This is a genomic window from Neobacillus nitrireducens (assembly GCF_030915405.1).
Taxonomy (GTDB): domain Bacteria; phylum Bacillota; class Bacilli; order Bacillales; family Cytobacillaceae; genus Neobacillus.
The window spans coordinates 4,738,633-4,755,573 of the sequence record NZ_CP133262.1 but is presented as its reverse complement, the minus strand read 5'-3'; the positions used below and the strand labels follow the sequence as shown (position 1 = coordinate 4,755,573).

At 40.0% G+C, this 16,941-nt stretch carries 15 protein-coding genes and 1 pseudogene; 4 read left to right on the top strand and 12 right to left on the bottom strand.

All coding sequences use genetic code 11. The annotated features are described in order from the left end of the window. Nucleotides 1-18: 18 nt before the first annotated feature. Nucleotides 19-981, bottom strand: coding sequence for an MBL fold metallo-hydrolase (locus tag RCG22_RS23200; RefSeq protein ID WP_308104887.1), 963 nt, complete (start codon nucleotides 979-981; stop codon nucleotides 19-21). 485 nt (nucleotides 982-1,466) lie between these two features. Between RCG22_RS23200 and proC the strand changes: the two are divergent. Both proC and RCG22_RS23190 read left to right on the top strand, forming a co-directional pair. After that, nucleotides 1,467-2,311: pseudogene (proC, locus tag RCG22_RS23195) on the top strand (pyrroline-5-carboxylate reductase). Nucleotides 2,312-2,371: 60 nt separating this feature from the next. After that, nucleotides 2,372-3,511, top strand: coding sequence for a glycosyltransferase family 2 protein (locus RCG22_RS23190; protein WP_308104886.1), 1,140 nt, complete (start codon nucleotides 2,372-2,374; stop codon nucleotides 3,509-3,511). Nucleotides 3,512-3,589: 78 nt separating this feature from the next. Here the strand turns inward: RCG22_RS23190 and rnz are convergent, their stop codons facing one another. Then, entirely contained in the window at nucleotides 3,590-4,513 is a 924-nt protein-coding gene (rnz, locus tag RCG22_RS23185; RefSeq protein ID WP_308104885.1) for a ribonuclease Z, read from the bottom strand. Between the two features lie 269 nt (nucleotides 4,514-4,782). Here rnz and zwf point away from each other — a divergent pair, with 269 nt between their 5' ends. Beyond that, a complete protein-coding gene (gene zwf / locus RCG22_RS23180; RefSeq protein ID WP_308107231.1) occupies nucleotides 4,783-6,252 on the top strand; it encodes a glucose-6-phosphate dehydrogenase in 1,470 nt (489 codons plus the stop codon). A 44-nt stretch (nucleotides 6,253-6,296) separates the two neighbouring features. Here the strand turns inward: zwf and RCG22_RS23175 are convergent, their stop codons facing one another. The 4 genes from RCG22_RS23175 to mce all read right to left on the bottom strand — a co-directional run bounded on the left by RCG22_RS23175 (nucleotide 6,297) and on the right by mce (nucleotide 10,835). Then, the gene (locus RCG22_RS23175; protein ID WP_308104884.1) at nucleotides 6,297-7,574 is read right to left on the bottom strand and encodes a DNA polymerase IV; all 1,278 of its coding nucleotides are present in this window, start codon (nucleotides 7,572-7,574) and stop codon (nucleotides 6,297-6,299) included. 79 nt (nucleotides 7,575-7,653) lie between these two features. Next, a complete protein-coding gene (locus RCG22_RS23170) occupies nucleotides 7,654-8,775 on the bottom strand; it encodes a tripeptidase T (protein ID WP_308104883.1) in 1,122 nt (373 codons plus the stop codon). A gap of 94 nt (nucleotides 8,776-8,869) precedes the next feature. Beyond that, entirely contained in the window at nucleotides 8,870-10,420 is a 1,551-nt protein-coding gene (locus RCG22_RS23165) for an acyl-CoA carboxylase subunit beta (protein ID WP_308104882.1), read from the bottom strand. Next, a complete protein-coding gene (gene mce, locus RCG22_RS23160) occupies nucleotides 10,404-10,835 on the bottom strand; it encodes a methylmalonyl-CoA epimerase (RefSeq protein WP_308104881.1) in 432 nt (143 codons plus the stop codon). Before mce ends, RCG22_RS23165 begins: the two co-directional genes overlap by 17 nt. Before the next feature lie 141 nt (nucleotides 10,836-10,976). On the opposite strand from mce, the gene prli42 reads away from it, so the two are divergent. Next, nucleotides 10,977-11,093 (top strand): stressosome-associated protein Prli42, encoded by a 117-nt coding sequence (prli42, locus tag RCG22_RS23155; protein WP_308104880.1) that lies wholly within the window; start codon nucleotides 10,977-10,979, stop codon nucleotides 11,091-11,093. A gap of 48 nt (nucleotides 11,094-11,141) precedes the next feature. Here prli42 and RCG22_RS23150 read toward each other — a convergent pair whose 3' ends face one another. The 6 genes from RCG22_RS23150 to ltrA form a co-directional block, all read right to left on the bottom strand. Beyond that, on the bottom strand, nucleotides 11,142-11,654 hold the full coding sequence (locus tag RCG22_RS23150) for a L,D-transpeptidase (RefSeq protein ID WP_098261726.1): 513 nt from the start codon (nucleotides 11,652-11,654) through the stop codon (nucleotides 11,142-11,144). Between the two features lie 23 nt (nucleotides 11,655-11,677). Then, nucleotides 11,678-12,673, bottom strand: coding sequence for an aromatic acid exporter family protein (locus RCG22_RS23145; protein ID WP_308104876.1), 996 nt, complete (start codon nucleotides 12,671-12,673; stop codon nucleotides 11,678-11,680). A 65-nt stretch (nucleotides 12,674-12,738) separates the two neighbouring features. Continuing rightward, nucleotides 12,739-13,461 carry an amino acid ABC transporter ATP-binding protein gene (locus RCG22_RS23140; protein WP_098261728.1) on the bottom strand — a complete coding sequence of 241 codons (723 nt, stop codon included), beginning with the start codon at nucleotides 13,459-13,461 and terminating at the stop codon, nucleotides 12,739-12,741. After that, on the bottom strand, nucleotides 13,454-14,113 hold the full coding sequence (locus RCG22_RS23135) for an amino acid ABC transporter permease (RefSeq protein ID WP_066257431.1): 660 nt from the start codon (nucleotides 14,111-14,113) through the stop codon (nucleotides 13,454-13,456). Before RCG22_RS23135 ends, RCG22_RS23140 begins: the two co-directional genes overlap by 8 nt. Nucleotides 14,114-14,192: 79 nt before the next feature. Beyond that, nucleotides 14,193-14,975, bottom strand: a complete 783-nt coding sequence (locus RCG22_RS23130) for a transporter substrate-binding domain-containing protein (protein ID WP_308104874.1) — start codon at nucleotides 14,973-14,975, stop codon at nucleotides 14,193-14,195. Between the two features lie 280 nt (nucleotides 14,976-15,255). Then, the gene (ltrA, locus tag RCG22_RS23125) at nucleotides 15,256-16,530 is read right to left on the bottom strand and encodes a group II intron reverse transcriptase/maturase (protein ID WP_308104873.1); all 1,275 of its coding nucleotides are present in this window, start codon (nucleotides 16,528-16,530) and stop codon (nucleotides 15,256-15,258) included. Nucleotides 16,531-16,941: the final 411 nt, after the last annotated feature.

Genomic DNA, 16,941 nt, shown 5'->3' with positions numbered 1-16,941 from the left:
GAGTTGATCCGCCACTGCCTATAATTTAGCTTGATAAAGCATGGGCTTAGTATCCCTACTACTAATCTCCCCGATAGATGATAAATAGTCAAGTTGTGCCACTGTTTCCGAAATGGTCAGCATTAGTTCGCGCTGATAAACAGACGGGAACAGTCGTTTACAAATTTCAAATACGGTCAGCTCTTCTTCTTTTAACCAGCTATGGACCGTCATTGCTCGTTCGTATTGGCGTGTCAGCCGCTTTTCAATCAGCTCTGCTAACTTGTAGACTTCCTCACCATGACCTGTGTAGACACATTGAATCGGATACGATAGCAGCTTCTTCATGGAGTCATTATGCTGCAACTGCGGCTTCGGACGTTCAGTTTCACCGGGAGCAGGCGGCTCAAGCAAGGGATTCGGCGAAATATGAGCTAAGATTAAATCTCCGCCAATCAAAACCCCATCCTTTTCCCGGTAGAGGGCAATTTGGCTTTGGGCATGACCTGGGGTTTCAATGACCTGCCACTCACTAAGCCCAAGAGGTCTCATTCCCTCAACAAGATGTCCAGTCAATGAGCGGTTACATGAATATTTCAATGTTTTTCTTAACTTAGAAAGTAACGGAAAATATTCCTCAGGCAGACCAAACTCTCGAAAGTGGACACGGAAGAATTCTTCTTGTACTTGAAAAAAGCCTTCTGTTTGACAAATCCATCGTTCATTCAAATGATGACCATATACTTCTAAGGAATCCGGAAAAAAGTCCAGCATCCCAACATGATCAGGGTGATGATGTGTTAGGATCACCTGCTCGATATCGGATGGGCTTAATCCTAACTTCCCCATTTGTTCCTTAAGCGACTCCCAGGACTGTTCCGTTTTTACACCCGCGTCAACGAGTGTTAAGCGCTCACCTTTAACCAAATAGACATTGACATCTCCGACCGCAAAAGGAGTCGGAACCGTAATCTTGGCAATTCCATCTTTCCATTCTGTCATTTATAAATCCCCTTACATTATTCTCAAATAAAGAATTCGATTTTATAGATATGAACAATATGTGACATTTATTGTATAAATTAAAGTGTACTCATTTTTAAGTCAATTGTCATTATTTCTACATAACTTTTTAGAAAAAATAAAAAATTCAATAAACTTAACTCTTGACAGATAGGTTGTTTATCTTGCATAATCACTAGTAAAATTTGATTCGTTAAAGCGATGAATAAGACCAGTAAATGAGAAATGGCGCTAGAGAGTGAAGTTCGATGGCTGAAAGACTTCACCGCCCTCTTAATCATTGAACCTACCTTAGGAGCACTTAGGAAAACCTAACGCACGTCCGGCGTTATCGGAGTCGAGTAAACCCTTCTTGAAATTTAAGCAAGGGTAAATGAAGGTGGTACCACGGAAGCTAGACCTTTCGTCCTTTACGGATGAGAGGTCTTTTTGTTTTTTCTGGAAAAAGAAGAGGAGGAAGATACATGAAAAAAATCGCAATTATAGGTGCAGGATCGATGGCTGAAGCATTCATTTCAGGAATTCTCGAAAATGGTTTTATAGATAAAAAGAATATCTGGATTACAAACAATTCCAATCAAGAAAGATTAGCAAACTTAGAAACAAGGTATGGAATTCAAACGACTTATAATCTGAATGAACTATTTAATCAAGCTGACATTGTCATGTTAGCTATGAAACCAAAGGATGTCGCGACTGCCATCCAATCGATTCGTGAACACTTAACGGAACAAATGCTCGTCGTCTCTGTCTTAGCCGGGGTCTCCATGAATACGATTGAAACATTGGCAAAAATTCCACTTCCGATTGTACGGTCGATGCCGAACACTTCGGCAGCAGTTGCAAAATCGGCCACTGCCGTTGCCGTAAATCAGCGCGTGACCGAGCAGCAGCTGGAAACTATCAAAAAACTATTTGGAACAGTTGGCTTGGCCTCATTTGTGGAGGAAGAGCAGTTGGATGCCGTTACGGGCCTCTCCGGGAGTGGACCCGCCTATATTTATTATCTAATCGAAGCCATGGAAAAAAGTGCCGTTGAAGTGGGCCTGGACAAGGAAATGGCCAGTGAATTAATTGTTCAAACACTGCTTGGGGCAGCAGGATGGTGAAAAACTCAAGCAAATCATCTACACAGCTGCGCAAAGAAGTAACAAGCCCGGGAGGAACAACCGAAGCTGGCATTAAAGTTCTAGAAGAACACGGAGTCCAGCAGGCCTTTATCTCGTGCATTAAAGCAGCAACTGCCCAATCAAAAAAAATGGGAGCTGAATTAAGTTCCAAGCTTCAAACTGCAGAACAGCCTTCCTAAATTTGATTTTTGCCCTGATTACATTACACTAGTAAAAAAGGCAATAGGGAAGTGTCAGGCATGCTAACCATCTTATTTTCTTTAGGAATTCTAGTCTGGATTGTTTTTCTTTTCGATGGATTGGTTGGGTTACGAAAAATAGATCCACTGGAAAAAGAAAAGGACTTGGAACTTGGACCACTATTATCGGTAGTTGTTGCCGCCCGTAATGAGGAAAAACAAATAGCAGCAAGTATCCTCAGTCAGTTGGAGCAAACCTACAAAAATGTGGAATGGATTCTTGTCAATGATCGGTCAACCGACACAACTGGAACCATCATGGAAGAATTAACAAAAAAAGACTCGCGAATAAGGGTCATCCATATTGAACAATTGCCAGAGGGCTGGCTTGGGAAGAATAACGCCTTATATAGGGGCACGCTTCAGGCATCAGGTAAATGGCTGTTGTTTACCGATGCCGATGTAAAATATGAGCAACAGGCCTTCGCAAAAGCACTTCATTATTTTGAAAGACACCGGCTGGACCACCTAACCGCGGCGCCAAACCTAAGCGCGAAAGTATTTTGGTTAAAGACATTTGTTGCTTTTTTCCTGTTTGGCTTTTCTTACTTTAAACGCCCTTGGTTAGCAAATAATCCAAAATCAAAAATTGGCACAGGGATTGGTGCGTTTAATCTGGTATTGAAAGAGGCGTATGAATCGTTTGGAACACATGAGAAAATAAAAATGCGTCCGGACGATGATTTGCAGCTCGGGATGAAAATGAAAAAAGCCGGCTACCACCAAAGAATTGTGACTGCACTGCATTTAATCGAAGTGGAATGGTATGGAAGTTTAAAAGAAGCTTTCATCGGTCTAGAGAAGAACACATTTGCCGGATTGCATTATCGAATCAGCATGATAATCTTTGCAGTACTAGGGGTATTTATCACCAACGTCCTGCCCTTTGTAATGATTTTTTCAGGAAACAAAATGGTTGCTCTTTTAAGCTTCGGAAATATCGTGCTTTGCGGAATACTTTATGTGGTGGTCATAAAAAAGTTAACCTTATTCTCCCCTTTGATGTTTTTAGTCTTTCCAATTACTGCCTTGCTGTTTATTTATTCGATCATACGGGCAAGTTTTCTTACCTTTAAACGCGGCGGAATTGTTTGGAGGGGGACCACCTATCGTTTAAGTGAACTAAGGGAAAAAGAGTAATAGCTTGATTTTTTGGGGCTGAGGTTTCCCTGTTTATATCAAACGCACTTACCTATTTTTGGTAAGTGCGTTTTTAAATTACTTTAGTGGCAGGGTTATTTCTTTAAAATCCTCGGCAATATCTGTATTCGGAAATACTTCCTTTGCTTCAGCTACCAATTCTCGCCAAGCATTCCGGTCATAACGGGAACTTATGTGGGTAAGACACAATTGCTTACAACCGGCCTTCTTTGCAACTTCCGCCGCCTGATGCGTGGTCGAATGAAAATAGTCGTGGGCAAGTCTTTCTTCACCCGCTGAAAAAGTCGCTTCATGAACCAAAAGATCGGCATTTTCAGCCAATGAAATCGCATTTTCGCAGTACCGCGTGTCCCCTAATATCGTGACTATTCTCCCCTTTTGTTCGGGACCAAGAAACTGATTCGGATCAATGGTCCTGCCATCTTCAAGGGTAACGGTTTCACCATTTTTAATTTTTCTAAAAATAGGGCCCGGTTGTACACCCGCTTCCTTCAGCTTATCTGCAAGTAAGGTTCCAGGTCGATTCTTTTCGACGATTCGATAACCATACGAAGGTATGCCATGATCAAGTCTGAGGGTTTCCACCGTAAACTGCTCATCTTCAAAAATCATTCCCTCGTCAATCTCAATGACATCAAGCGGGTATTTCAAATAGGTCTGGCTTAATGAAAGGCTGACATGAATATAGTCTTTAATCCCCTTAGGGCCATAAACCGTTACCTCAGATTCCCCGCCTTGAAAAGAACGGCTTGATAATAACCCAGGCAAGCCATAGATATGATCACCATGAAGGTGGGTAATAAAGATTTTTTCAATCCGGCGTGGTTTTATCGATGTATGTAGAATTTGATGCTGGGTAGCCTCCCCGGCATCAAATAACCAAACCGCTCCCCGCTCTTCTAACAATTTCAGTGCAATTGACGTTACATTGCGAAGTTTTGCCGGCATTCCTGCCCCTGTTCCCAGGAAAAATATGTCCACTAATAATAGCTCCTCTCCATCCGTTCCTTTTATCCAATATTGTTAATATAGCACAAAAAGAAATCAATTTCTCCTAGAGGACCTTTAAGAAATAAGTGAATAACACAGACTATTAAATGAAAAATAATCGTGATTTGGAGTTTTATTTTTGCGAAGGCTAGCGGAATACTATAAAATCAATGAATGCGATATTAATTGAACCAACAAATTACATAACTAGAAAGAGGGTCTTTACTTTGACGCAAACTAGAAACGTGACTTCATTAATTATGATTTTTGGTGCGACTGGTGATTTAGCAAAACGGAAGTTGTTTCCTTCCTTATACCGGTTATTTGAGAAAGGTAAATTAAATAAATTTGCGGTTGTTGGCGTGGCAAGAAGATCCCTTTCTACCGAAGAGTTTCAACAATCTGTTAAAGATTCCGTTTTATCTGCATTAGGAAAAAAAGACAGGATTGATGAATTTGTCTCCCATTTTTATTATCAATCACATGACGTCTCTGATTCCAATTCATATGCCAGGTTAAAAAATTTAGCAGATGAGATTGATGAACATTATCAATTAGAAGGCAATCGCATTTTTTATCTCGCCATGGCCCCTGAATTTTTTGGAACCATCGCTCTGCATCTAAAATCAGATAAACTGACAAATGTAAAAGGCTATAAACGACTTGTGATTGAGAAGCCATTTGGACATGACTTAGCCTCTGCAATCGAGCTAAATAAGCAAATCAGGAGTGCATTTAAAGAAAAGGAAGTATATCGTATCGATCATTATTTGGGCAAAGAAATGGTTCGAAACATCGAGGTAATCCGTTTCGCCAATGCTATTTTTGAACCGCTTTGGAATAACCGCTATATCTCGAACATTCAAATCACCTCCAGTGAGGTCCTCGGGGTGGAAGAACGCGGCCGTTATTATGAAACAAGCGGAGCTCTTAGAGATATGCTGCAAAACCATATGATGCAAATGGTGGCATTGCTTGCGATGGAACCGCCTATTAACCTTACTACCGATGAAATCCGCTCTGAAAAGGTTCGTGTATTTCGAGCTCTTCGAACGGTTGAGGGTGAACAGGTAAATGAATATTTTGTTCGCGGACAGTACGGTGAGGGCACAATCGAGGATGTCCAGGTTCCCGCCTATCGTGAGGAAACAATGGTGGACAAAGAATCGAATACTGAAACCTTTGTTGCTGGTAAAATCATGATTGATAATTTCCGTTGGGCTGGTGTGCCATTTTACATTCGAACTGGAAAAAGAATGTCGACAAAATCAACTAAAATTGTCATTCAATTTAAAGATATTCCGATGAATTTATATTACCAAACAGAAAAAATGTTAAATCCGAACCTCTTGGTCATTCATATTCAACCCGAGGAGGGAATTACCCTACATTTAAACGCCAAGAAAGCGGGTGGACATTTGGATGCACAAGAAGTAAAACTAAGCTTTGCCAATACAGGCATCCATGCGATGAATACACCTGAAGGTTACGAAAAACTCCTTTTAGATTGCATGCGCGGTGATGCCACGAATTTCACCCATTGGGATGAAGTCGCCTATTCGTGGAGCTTTGTAGATAAAATTTCGGCTGTTTGGGAAAGCACAAAGGCTGACTACTTCCCTAATTATCAATCTGGAACGATGGGACCTAAGAAAGTGGATGAGCTGTTAGAAAAAGACGGCTACTTCTGGTGGCCTGTAACTGATTTAGAGGTTGATATGTGTAAGTAAATATCAAAAACACCACTTTGTTTTGACAGCAAAGTGGTGCTTTTTTAATCTGGATCCTCATTTTTATTAGGAAAGGTTCGGAGAAAATCTTTATTAAAGCTCGTTCCTGTTCCGATATTTTGAGAACCGTCCGTTTGGTGCGCCCCTGCATTTTCTATGATACTCTTCCCGTACTTTTCACGAAGACTAGAAATCGTATTTAGTAACGGTTCTTTTTTCGCATCCTTTTCATAGGAAAATAAATCTAACTGTTTATAGGCATGGTCAGAATCCACTAAATCAGTGCCTGTGATTCCCAACAATCGTATCGGGTCTCCATTCCATGATTTTAGAAAAAGTTGCTTTGCAAACGATGAAAGATCTTCTTTATGATCGATTGGGTTAGTAAGTTTTTTACTTCTCGTAATCGTCTTTCGATCTTTATAACGTATCGTTATACCGAGCGTAGACGCAAGGACCTTCTTTCGCTTCAGCCTTACAGAAACCGTTTCAGCTAGTGATTCTAACACATGGAAAAGTTCAAGTTGATTACTAACGTCCTTAGGCAGGGTCGTTGAATTGCCGATACTTTTAAATTCTTCAATCGATTCCGGATCAACAGGGCGATGATCCATCCCATTGGCTCTTTCTTTTAATCGAATTCCATTAATGCCAAGAAGCGTTTTAAGTTGAAGTTCATTGCCATTTGCTAAATCACCAATTGTGTGAATCCCAATAGACGCTAACTTTTCGGATGTCTTTTTTCCAACACCATGCATTTCGTTCGTGTTCAAGGGCCAAAGGACTTTCGGTATATCACGCTTTCGAAGAACGGTAATCCCCATTGGCTTTTTCATGTCTGATGCCGTTTTTGCTAAAAACTTATTTGGAGCGATCCCAATACTGCAAGGTATATCTAGTTGTTCATGAATCCTTTTTTGAATACTTTCGGCAATTTCTATCGGACTGCCGAATTCAAAGCTTTCCGTTATATCTAAGTAACCTTCGTCAATCGAAACAGGCTCAACAAGGTCAGTATAATGCCTAAGAATTTCAAACATCGCAAGGGAAACGGCACGATAACGTTCAAAATTTGGCTTCATGACGACTAACTGCGGACAAAGTTTTCTCGCTTCCCACAGAGGCATCGTGGTTTTCACACCAAATTTTCTCGCCTCATAGCTGCAGGTAACTATGATTCCTCTTCGCTCCTCAACATTTCCTGCAATCGCAAGTGGTTTACCTTTAAGCTTAGGGTCATAAGCCATTTCAACCGATGCGTAAAAGCTGTTCATATCAACATGTAAAATAACCTTTCCATTTTTAGGATACATTTCCTTCACGCCGGCACTTCCTCAATACAGTTTCATCGCTAATTATATCAAAAAGGAGAACCATCAGTTAGGTTCTCCTTACAAAGTATTATTGATTGGCCACTTCTTCGATAATGGCAAGTGTCATTTCAGCTAGCTTGTACAATTCTTCTACTGGCATCCGTTCGTTAGTTGTATGAATTTCTTCATAACCGACAGCAAGGTTAACTGTTGGAATGTTAAAGCCGGCAAATACGTTGGCATCACTGCCGCCTCCGCTATGCTGCAATTCGCAGCTGCGACCGATTTTTGCCGCAGCCTTGCGAGCGACTTCCACAACATGATCTCCTTCAGCAAATTTAAAGCCAGGATACATGACTTCCACATTCACTTCGGCTCTGCCGCCCATTTCTGCTGCAACCGTTTCAAATGCTTCCTTCATTTTGCTGACTTGAGCCTGCATCTTTTCAGGGATAAGTGAACGTGCTTCCGCCAAAATATCGACACGGTCACAAACGATATTGGTTGCCTGACCACCTTCAAAGCGGCCAATGTTTGCCGTTGTCTCGTGGTCAATTCTTCCTAACGGCATCCTTGCAATCGATTTTGCTGCAGTCGTAATCGCAGAGACCCCTTTTTCAGGTGCTACACCAGCATGAGCTGTTTTCCCATAAATAACGGTTTTTACCTTTGCTTGTGTGGGCGCAGCTACAACTATGTTACCAACTAAGCCATCGCTATCAAGGGCATAGCCAAATTTTGCTTTCATCAATGAAGGATCAAGCGCTTTTGCACCGACAAGACCTGATTCTTCCCCAACGGTGATGACAAATTGAATCAAACCATGCGGAAGATTCTGTTCTTTTAATTGACGAATGGTTTCTAGCATGACAGAAATACCTGTTTTATCATCTGCCCCCAAAATCGTCGTGCCATCAGTAACCACATAGCCATCTTTAATCGATGGTTTTACACCCTTTGCTGGTGTAACTGTATCCATATGGCAAGTAAAATAAATCGGGTCCACACCCTCTTTAGTTGCTGCTAATGTACAAACTAAATTGCCTGCCCCATGTCCTGTCACAGAGGTCGTATCATCTTCAAAAACTTCGAGACCAAGCTCAGTAAATTTTTGTTTTAATACTTTTGCAATTTCTGTTTCAAATTTCGTTTCTGAGTCAATTTGCACAAGTTCCAAAAATTCATTCAAAAGACGCTCCTGATTAACCATTCTATTGAACCCTCCAATTATGTACTCACTATATCAGTATACCTTTTAATAAATGTATCATCAAATGAAAGGGAGTTGGCTAATTGGTTTTGATTTACAGCGGGATATTTCCATGCTTTTTATATGGTCTTGACTCTTTTTTGTTTCTAAGCATTTCTAATCCTTGAACAATCTTCATTCTGGTTTCTCGTGGATCGATGACATCATCAACCATGCCTCTGCTTGCTGCCACATAGGGATTGGCAAACTTTTCACGGTATTCATCGATTTTTTGCTGCCTTGTAAGTTCAGGATTTTCGCTATTATTAATATCCTTAGCAAAAATGATATTAGCTGCCCCTTGGGGACCCATAACAGCTATTTCCGCATTGGGCCAGGCAAATACCAAGTCAGCACCAATAGACTTACTGTTTAACGCCACATAGGCACCACCATAAGCTTTTCTTAGAATAACCGTCAACTTCGGCACGGTCGCCTCGGAATAGGCAAATAATATTTTAGCCCCGTGGCGAATGATTCCCCCGTGTTCCTGTTTAACACCCGGGAAGAAGCCAGTAACATCTTCAAACGTTATGATTGGGATATTAAAAGAATCACAGGTTCTGATAAATCGAGCCGCCTTATCAGACGAATCGATATCCAATCCTCCTGCCATCACTTTTGGCTGATTACAGACAAGGCCGACTGATTCGCCTTTGACCCGAGCAAAGCCAACAACTATATTTCTAGCAAAATCCCTATGAATTTCCATGAAAGAATCCTCGTCAACAACATGCTCAATTACCTTTCGGACATCATAAGGTCGTACCGTATCGAACGGAATCACATCCATTAAATCTGGTCGATAATCCTCGTCCTCTTGTACCTCAACTCTAGGTGGCTTCTCTTCATTATTCTGTGGAAGATAACTCAATAGCCTGCGGACGTTTTGTAATACCTCAACTTCTGAATCGGAATGAAAATGAGCATTTCCACTGATTGAACTATGGACATTTGCACCGCCCAATTCTTCAGCTGATATTTTCTCACCTGTCACGGTTTCGATGACTTTAGGTCCGGTAATAAACATTTGACTCGTTTTTTCAACCATAAACACAAAATCAGTAATAGCAGGTGAATAGACGGCTCCACCTGCACACGGACCTAAAATCACCGAAATTTGCGGAATGACACCCGAATAAATGGCATTTCGGTAAAAAATATGCCCGTATCCATCTAACGAAACGACGCCCTCTTGAATGCGCGCTCCGCCCGAATCATTTAGGCCAATAAAAGGTGCTCCATTTTTCGCAGCTAAATCCATCACATTAGCAATCTTCTTGGCATGCATTTCCCCTAATGCACCGCCAAAAACAGTAAAATCCTGCGAAAAAAGATAGACGGGACGGCCGTTTACCTTCCCAAAACCGGTCACAACCCCATCCCCGGGGCCCTTTTGTTCATCAAGACCAAAATCATTGGTCCGGTGCTCAATGAAAGGATTCAATTCAAAAAACGAGCCTTTGTCTACTAATAGTTCGATTCTTTCTCTAGCAGTCAATTTGCCCTTTTCATGCTGCTTATCAATTCGCTCATCACCACCACCCAGTTCAACCTCGCGACGTTTATCATACAATTCATTTATTTTTTCATAGATGTCTATCATTTACCCCTTCATCCCCCTTCTTCTCGCATAACTCAAATAAAACCCCAGCTGCCGATTTTGGATGCATGAAGGCGATATCTGCTCCACCGGCGCCGCTTCTTGGCTGGTCATCGATCATACGAACTCCTTTTTCTTTTATTTCTTTAATTCTTTCCTCAATCGATTCCACACCTAGTGCCACATGATGAATGCCCTCACCGCGTTTTTCGATAAATTTGGCAATTGTACTTTCCTCCGAGATAGGCTCTAGCAATTCAAGTTTTGTACTCCCTGCCTGTAAAAATGCCACTCTTACCTTTTGAGTTCCAACCTCTTCGATACCTATCAATGGCAGTTTTAACACATCCGTATAAAAGGGAAGCGTTTTCTCAATAGACTTCACAGCAATTCCAATATGGTCGACCTTTTTAATCATTCTTACCCCTCTGTTCTAAATATTAAAATTAATTCGACAATTTACTTATTCGTGAAAAAGTTCATAAATCCTTCCTAAAATACTTTGTTGTTCCGTTGTTCATTTTTGTTTTTCCTTGTACAATAGATATAAAGCTCCAAAATGTTAAGGGAGGTACCCATAATGAAAAGTAAGAAAACGAGAAAAATTATAGTTATGTTAATGTTATTCGCTATGCTTGCCTCAACTCTCCTAATAGGAATTGGTGCATTTCTATAATAAAAAATATATGAAAAAGGGACTGTTCCAATTGAACAGTCCCTTTCCCTATTTTATTGCGCCGCTAGCTTTGGCAAGTGCCTCAAATGATTTACTTGAAGAGATAACTAATACCTTTGTTCCTAATGGAATGAACGGATAAAGTGAGGAAACTACCTCATTCTGTGTGCGAATACAACCTTGAGAGACGTATTTTCCTATGGATGCAGGCTGATTCGTCCCATGGATGCCATAGGTTCGACCATCGGTTCCTTTTGCATCAAAGCCTATCCATCTCGCCCCAAGAGGATTCTTCAGATCCCCACCAGCAATATTCCCTTTCCGAAAATAAGGATCCTTTGCTTTTACCGTAATCGTGAAAAGGCCTTCCGGGGTTAATTCTTGTGTTTTACCAGTCCCTACACTTACCACCGTTTGGACTTTGTTTTCATCAATAAACGCCATTTCATTGTTGCTTTTGTTAACAATAACAAATGGGCCACCCGGCATAGGATTTGGCCCTAATGGCCAAAGGGGTGAAAGGAAAAAAGTAATCAGGATTGGCGATAAGATTTTTATCAAAGTAGCCACCTGCCTTTTTTTCCCTAGTTTGCTTCAATCTTTTTCTGTTCATTCACTTTTGAAAAAGTTTTTACACCTTTAAATGAACTTTTTATAATCAGATATTCGTTCATTTCATTTACTAGTTGAAGTAGAGCTGCCCGCGTTTCAAATTCTTCTCTAGTCTTCGGGAGATCCATTTCCACAAATTCCTTTTTCATTTCTCTTAATTTTTTAAGATAAATATGAGCTGTATTTCCTGGATGAATATTTTCAGAGAGTTCTTCCAAAAACTCCGCTACCATATGCCCTTGCTTAACTGTATGAGTAATTGAGGTCATAATTGGTAAAACACGTTCAATAATTTCAAACTGCTTTTCTCTCATATTAAAGTAATGAAAATAAATATTCTCATCACGTAAAAGGTGATTTTCGACATCCTGAAGGGCAAGTGTTATCGCTTCTTCAAGTAAACGAGCACTAACTGTAATCTCTTTTCCATCCCAATCACTGGCTCCAGTCCGTAAATAACGAACCATTTCACAGAAAATGATCTTAAAATTAGCCTCTATTTCACTTTGGTAGTCTTTAAGTTTTTTATCGACGCTCGGCATATAAAGATTAATGAGTAGTGCCACACCTATACCTATAGTGATAACTCCAAGTTCATTATAAAACATAGCCATAGTTATTTTCTCTGCTAAGTAGATATGTAAAATAATAACACTGCTTGTTACAATTCCATCCATCGCCTTCATCATCACGAGTGTTGGTATAAAGAAAAACAACATAACCCCGATAACAATTGGGTGGTAGGAGATACCTTCAAAAAAAAAAGCCGAAAAAGGCATCGCTAATACACAGGCTAAAAATCGATCCCAAGCTGTTCTAAGTGATCTTCGCTTCGTAACCTGAATACATAAAATGGTTAATATTCCTGCAGAAGCAAAATTAGCCAGTCCAAGCTTCTGAGCAATTAAAATAGAAATGGCGGTTCCAACAGCTGTTTTAATCGTCCTGTATCCGATGCGAAATTTCATATTAATCTCCCCAAAATGAAAAAAATAAAAAGATGATCGATAAGACCATCTTTAGCATATCCTTATTAAAGCATTTTTTGCAAGAAATCTTGTGCCCGCTGGCTCTTTGGCTTAGTAAAAAATTCTTCTGGAGGGGCATCTTCTACTAGCACTCCACCATCTAAGAACAAGACCCTGTCTGCAACCTCTCTAGCAAACCCCATTTCATGCGTTACAATTGCCATGGTCATTCCGGTATGGGCAAGTGATTTCATAACCTCCAACACCTCTTTTACCATTTCAGGGTCTAGCGCGGAAGTGGGTTCATCAAAAAGCATCACTTCGGGCTGCATCGCTAGGGCACGTGCAATCGCCACCCGTTGCTTTTGCCCTCCGGATAACCTTGTTGGATATTCACCTGCTTTTTCCGTCAGACCCACTTGTTCTAACAGTTCATAGGCAATCTTCTCCGCCTGGTCCTTAGACAATCCTTTTACCTTCATTGGTGCATAGGTAAGGTTTTGTAGGACTGTTTTATGAGGGAATAAATGAAAGTGTTGAAAGACCATCCCTACATTTTGGCGGACCTTCATGATATTTGTTTTTTTATCGGTCAGCTCATGATCTCCTACCCAGATTCTACCGCTAGTTGCGTTCTCGAGAACGTTCATGCAGCGTAGAAAGGTCGACTTTCCAGAGCCTGAAGGTCCAATTATGGCGACAACTTCCCCTGCTTTTATGTTAGTCGAGATTCCTTTTAATACTTCAAGCTTTCCATAATTTTTGTGCAAATCCTCTACCTTAATCACTGCGTCTCATTCTCCTCTCAAGCGCTTTTCCTAAGAAAGTTAACGTGATAACCATTAGGTAATAAATTAATCCGGCAATTAAAAGCGGTTCGAAAAAGGAGTAATTTTCTGCCCCTACCTGGTAGGAACGGCGCATAATATCCATAACACCGATTGTTGTAACAATCGCTGATTCCTTTGTCAGTGTGATAAATTCATTCATTAAGGCTGGTAGTATATTCTTCAGGGCCTGAGGAAGAATGATGTCCCACATCATTTTTCCGTATGGAACACCTAACGCCATTGCTGCTTCCTGCTGTCCCTTATCAACGGCAAGAATTCCTGCTCGGATAATCTCTGATATATAGGCCCCTGAATTAAGAGCAAATGATAAAATCGCAGCTGTATATGGCTCGATTTGATAACCAATAATCTGCGGTGATCCATAATAAATCAGCATTAACTGTAAAACAAGCGGTGTACCCCGGAAAATCGAAGTATACAAGTCAGCAAGCCAGTTTAGAATTTTAATCGAACTAATTTTAAATAAAGATAAGATAATCCCTAATACAAACCCCAATATCCCCGCTAAGATAACAATCTGAAGGGTAACTAAAATACCTTTTAAAATATATGGCATGGAGGGAATGAATTGAGTAAAGTCTAAGTTCATTCATCATCCGTCCTCTCTATAAGAATAAGAATAAAAATCTTAGAGACGTTCAGAGTGAACGTCTCTAGGTAATGTTGCATTACTTTTCCCCACCAAACCATTTAACAATCAATTTTTGTAATTCACCGTTTTCTTTCATGTTCTTTAATTCATTGTTGAACTTTTCGGTTAAATCACTGTTCTTAGGGAATGCGATGGCTGAACCTGCTTCTTCTGGATTATCACTAAGAGTAAATCCTTTGAATTCCTTTTCTTTTTCAAAATAACCCTTTGCTACTGTATCTTCAATAATAGCTGCATCAAAACGTCCTGATTTAATTTCTTGAATAAGGTCTGGGATACGGTTACGATTTTCAATTTTAATAGGAATTTGCTTATTAATTTCCTGTGCTTTTCCTTCTTGAATAGAACCTAGCTGAACTCCAACTGTTTTCCCTTTTAAATCCTCAACCTTTTCAATTCCGCTGTCCTTTTTAGAAACAATCATGTGCTGAGCACTATAATAAATATCACTAAAATCAACGTTTTTCTTTCTTTTTTCAGTTGGTGTCATTCCTGCTAATACAAAGTCTGCCTGTCCTGATTTAAGCGATTGTACCAATCCGCCAAAATCCATATCCTTTACTTGAACCTTATATCCAAGTTTTGAAGCGATTGCTTTTGCCAAATCCACATCAAATCCGATAATTTCATCACTTTTCTTTGTATCAACATATTCGAATGGTGGGTAGTCGGCAGATGTTGCCATCACTAATACCTTTTTATCTCCACTTTTTTTGTTCGCTTTATCACTAGAACCACATGCCGCTAAAACTCCTACAGCCAAAATCATTGTTAAAAATAAAATAAGTCCCTTTTTCATTTTACTTTCCTCCTATAGTTCTTTCAGAAAATTATAATTATTAATATTTGCTTTAAAGTCTTGATTTACATGCCCTTTAACAAGATTAATAGTTATTTCTACTAATAATTATTCAACATAATGAATTTTAACACATACTAATAATTATGCAAATATATTTTTAAAAATTCATTCATGTTTTTTTGCAGTAATTTTTTCCAATCGAGTAGAGGGAAAATAATTAATTATTTTCGCCCCTCTCACACCACCGTACGTACGGTTCCGTATACGGCGGTTCAATTTATATTACAGTGTGTACTTTTAGATAATGTTCTAAAGCGGAGGGAAGTCCCCTCTGCTTTAGTCTTTTGTTCGAAATTGCTCTTTGAACGACTTTCGATAATCCGATGAATCGGTAACCTCTTCGACAGAAAGTTAATCCTTTCGCCTCTTCCTCAGGAATCCCTAATTGAACAAGCGATTTGATTTGTTTCTTCGATACCTTCCATTGCTTCCAGATGATAACTCTAATTCTGGAGCGAAGCTTCTTATCTATCTCAGTCAACGCTTTTTTCATATTTGAGATTCTAAAGTAATTGACCCACCCAAGTATGACTTGTTTCAGTTTTAAAATTCGGAAGTCTAGCGGAACACTCCAGTTTCGCTTTGTTAATTTTCGAAGCTTCCTTTGGAATTTCTGTATTGACATGGGATGGGGTTTTACTTGATACCTCTTGTTTTTTGTATCGTAATAATATCCAAAGCCTAAGAATTTTAACTCTTTTGGGCGAGAGATTTTGCTCTTCTCCACATTGACTATTAATCCTAGTTTTTCTTCTATAAATCTCACGATTGATTTCATCACTCTGTTTGCTGCTGTCTCACTCTTTACAAAGATAAGAGCGTCGTCAGCGTATCTCACGAATCGTAGTCCTCTTTTCTCTAGTTCCTTATCGAGTTCGTTTAACATAATGTTACTCAATAACGGACTAAGGTTTCCTCCTTGCGGAGTCCCGACTGGTGTTTCTTCATATTTCCCTTTCACCATGACTCCACTGACTAAGTATTTTCTGATTAACGAGATGACATTACCATCATCTATTGTGTTGGCAATAATTCGCATGAGTTTATCGTGATGGACTGTATCGAAGAATCTTTCGAGGTCAATGTCTACCACCCAATCGTGCCCATCGTTCAGAAATTCCAAGCTTTTTATAATAGCCATCTCACAGCTTCTTTTTGGTCTAAAGCCGTAACTGAATTCGCTGAATTGCTTTTCAAATATCGGACTGAGAACTTGATGAATGGCTTGTTGAACTACTCTATCCACTACTGTTGGTATTCCCAACTTGCGCATCTTGCCATTTTCTTTTGGGATTTCCACTCTTAAGGCAGCTTGTGGTTGGTATTTTCTTGTTCTGATGCGCTGACGTAGCTCATCCTTATTCTCTCTCAGATATTGCTTTAGTTCTTCGACTGTTACTCCATCGACCCCGCTCGCACCTTTATTTTTATAGACACGCAGGTAGGCTTCGTTCATATTATGATTACTTAGAATCTGTTCTAAAAGTTCCACACTCGTTTCTCCTTCCCTCTCACGTAGTAAGTAATAGCTCCATTTTGGTTAGCCTTTGAGATACGCTCATACTTTCACCATTAATACATTCGGAGTCCGTCACTTACGCATTCGTGGTGTTGAAACACTATAAATTGTTCAGCCCTTCATGAACTAAATTCACTACTATGGCTTCTGCTGACTTCTTGCGGCTAACCTTTTTCGACTGTACTTCCGTACATCCGCAAGACCTCCCAGGGTAAGACAACTATCTTTCCTCTTTTACTCGCCTGATTTACTCTATAAAGTTACGCACATCTTTTGGACTTTGACTTGTATTGGAGTCTCATCCCTTTATAAAGCCTTAGTATCAGATTTCTGTTCGTCGAGCCAAGATTTTATTCCACGCTTCCTTCAGCCCTTACCTCACGG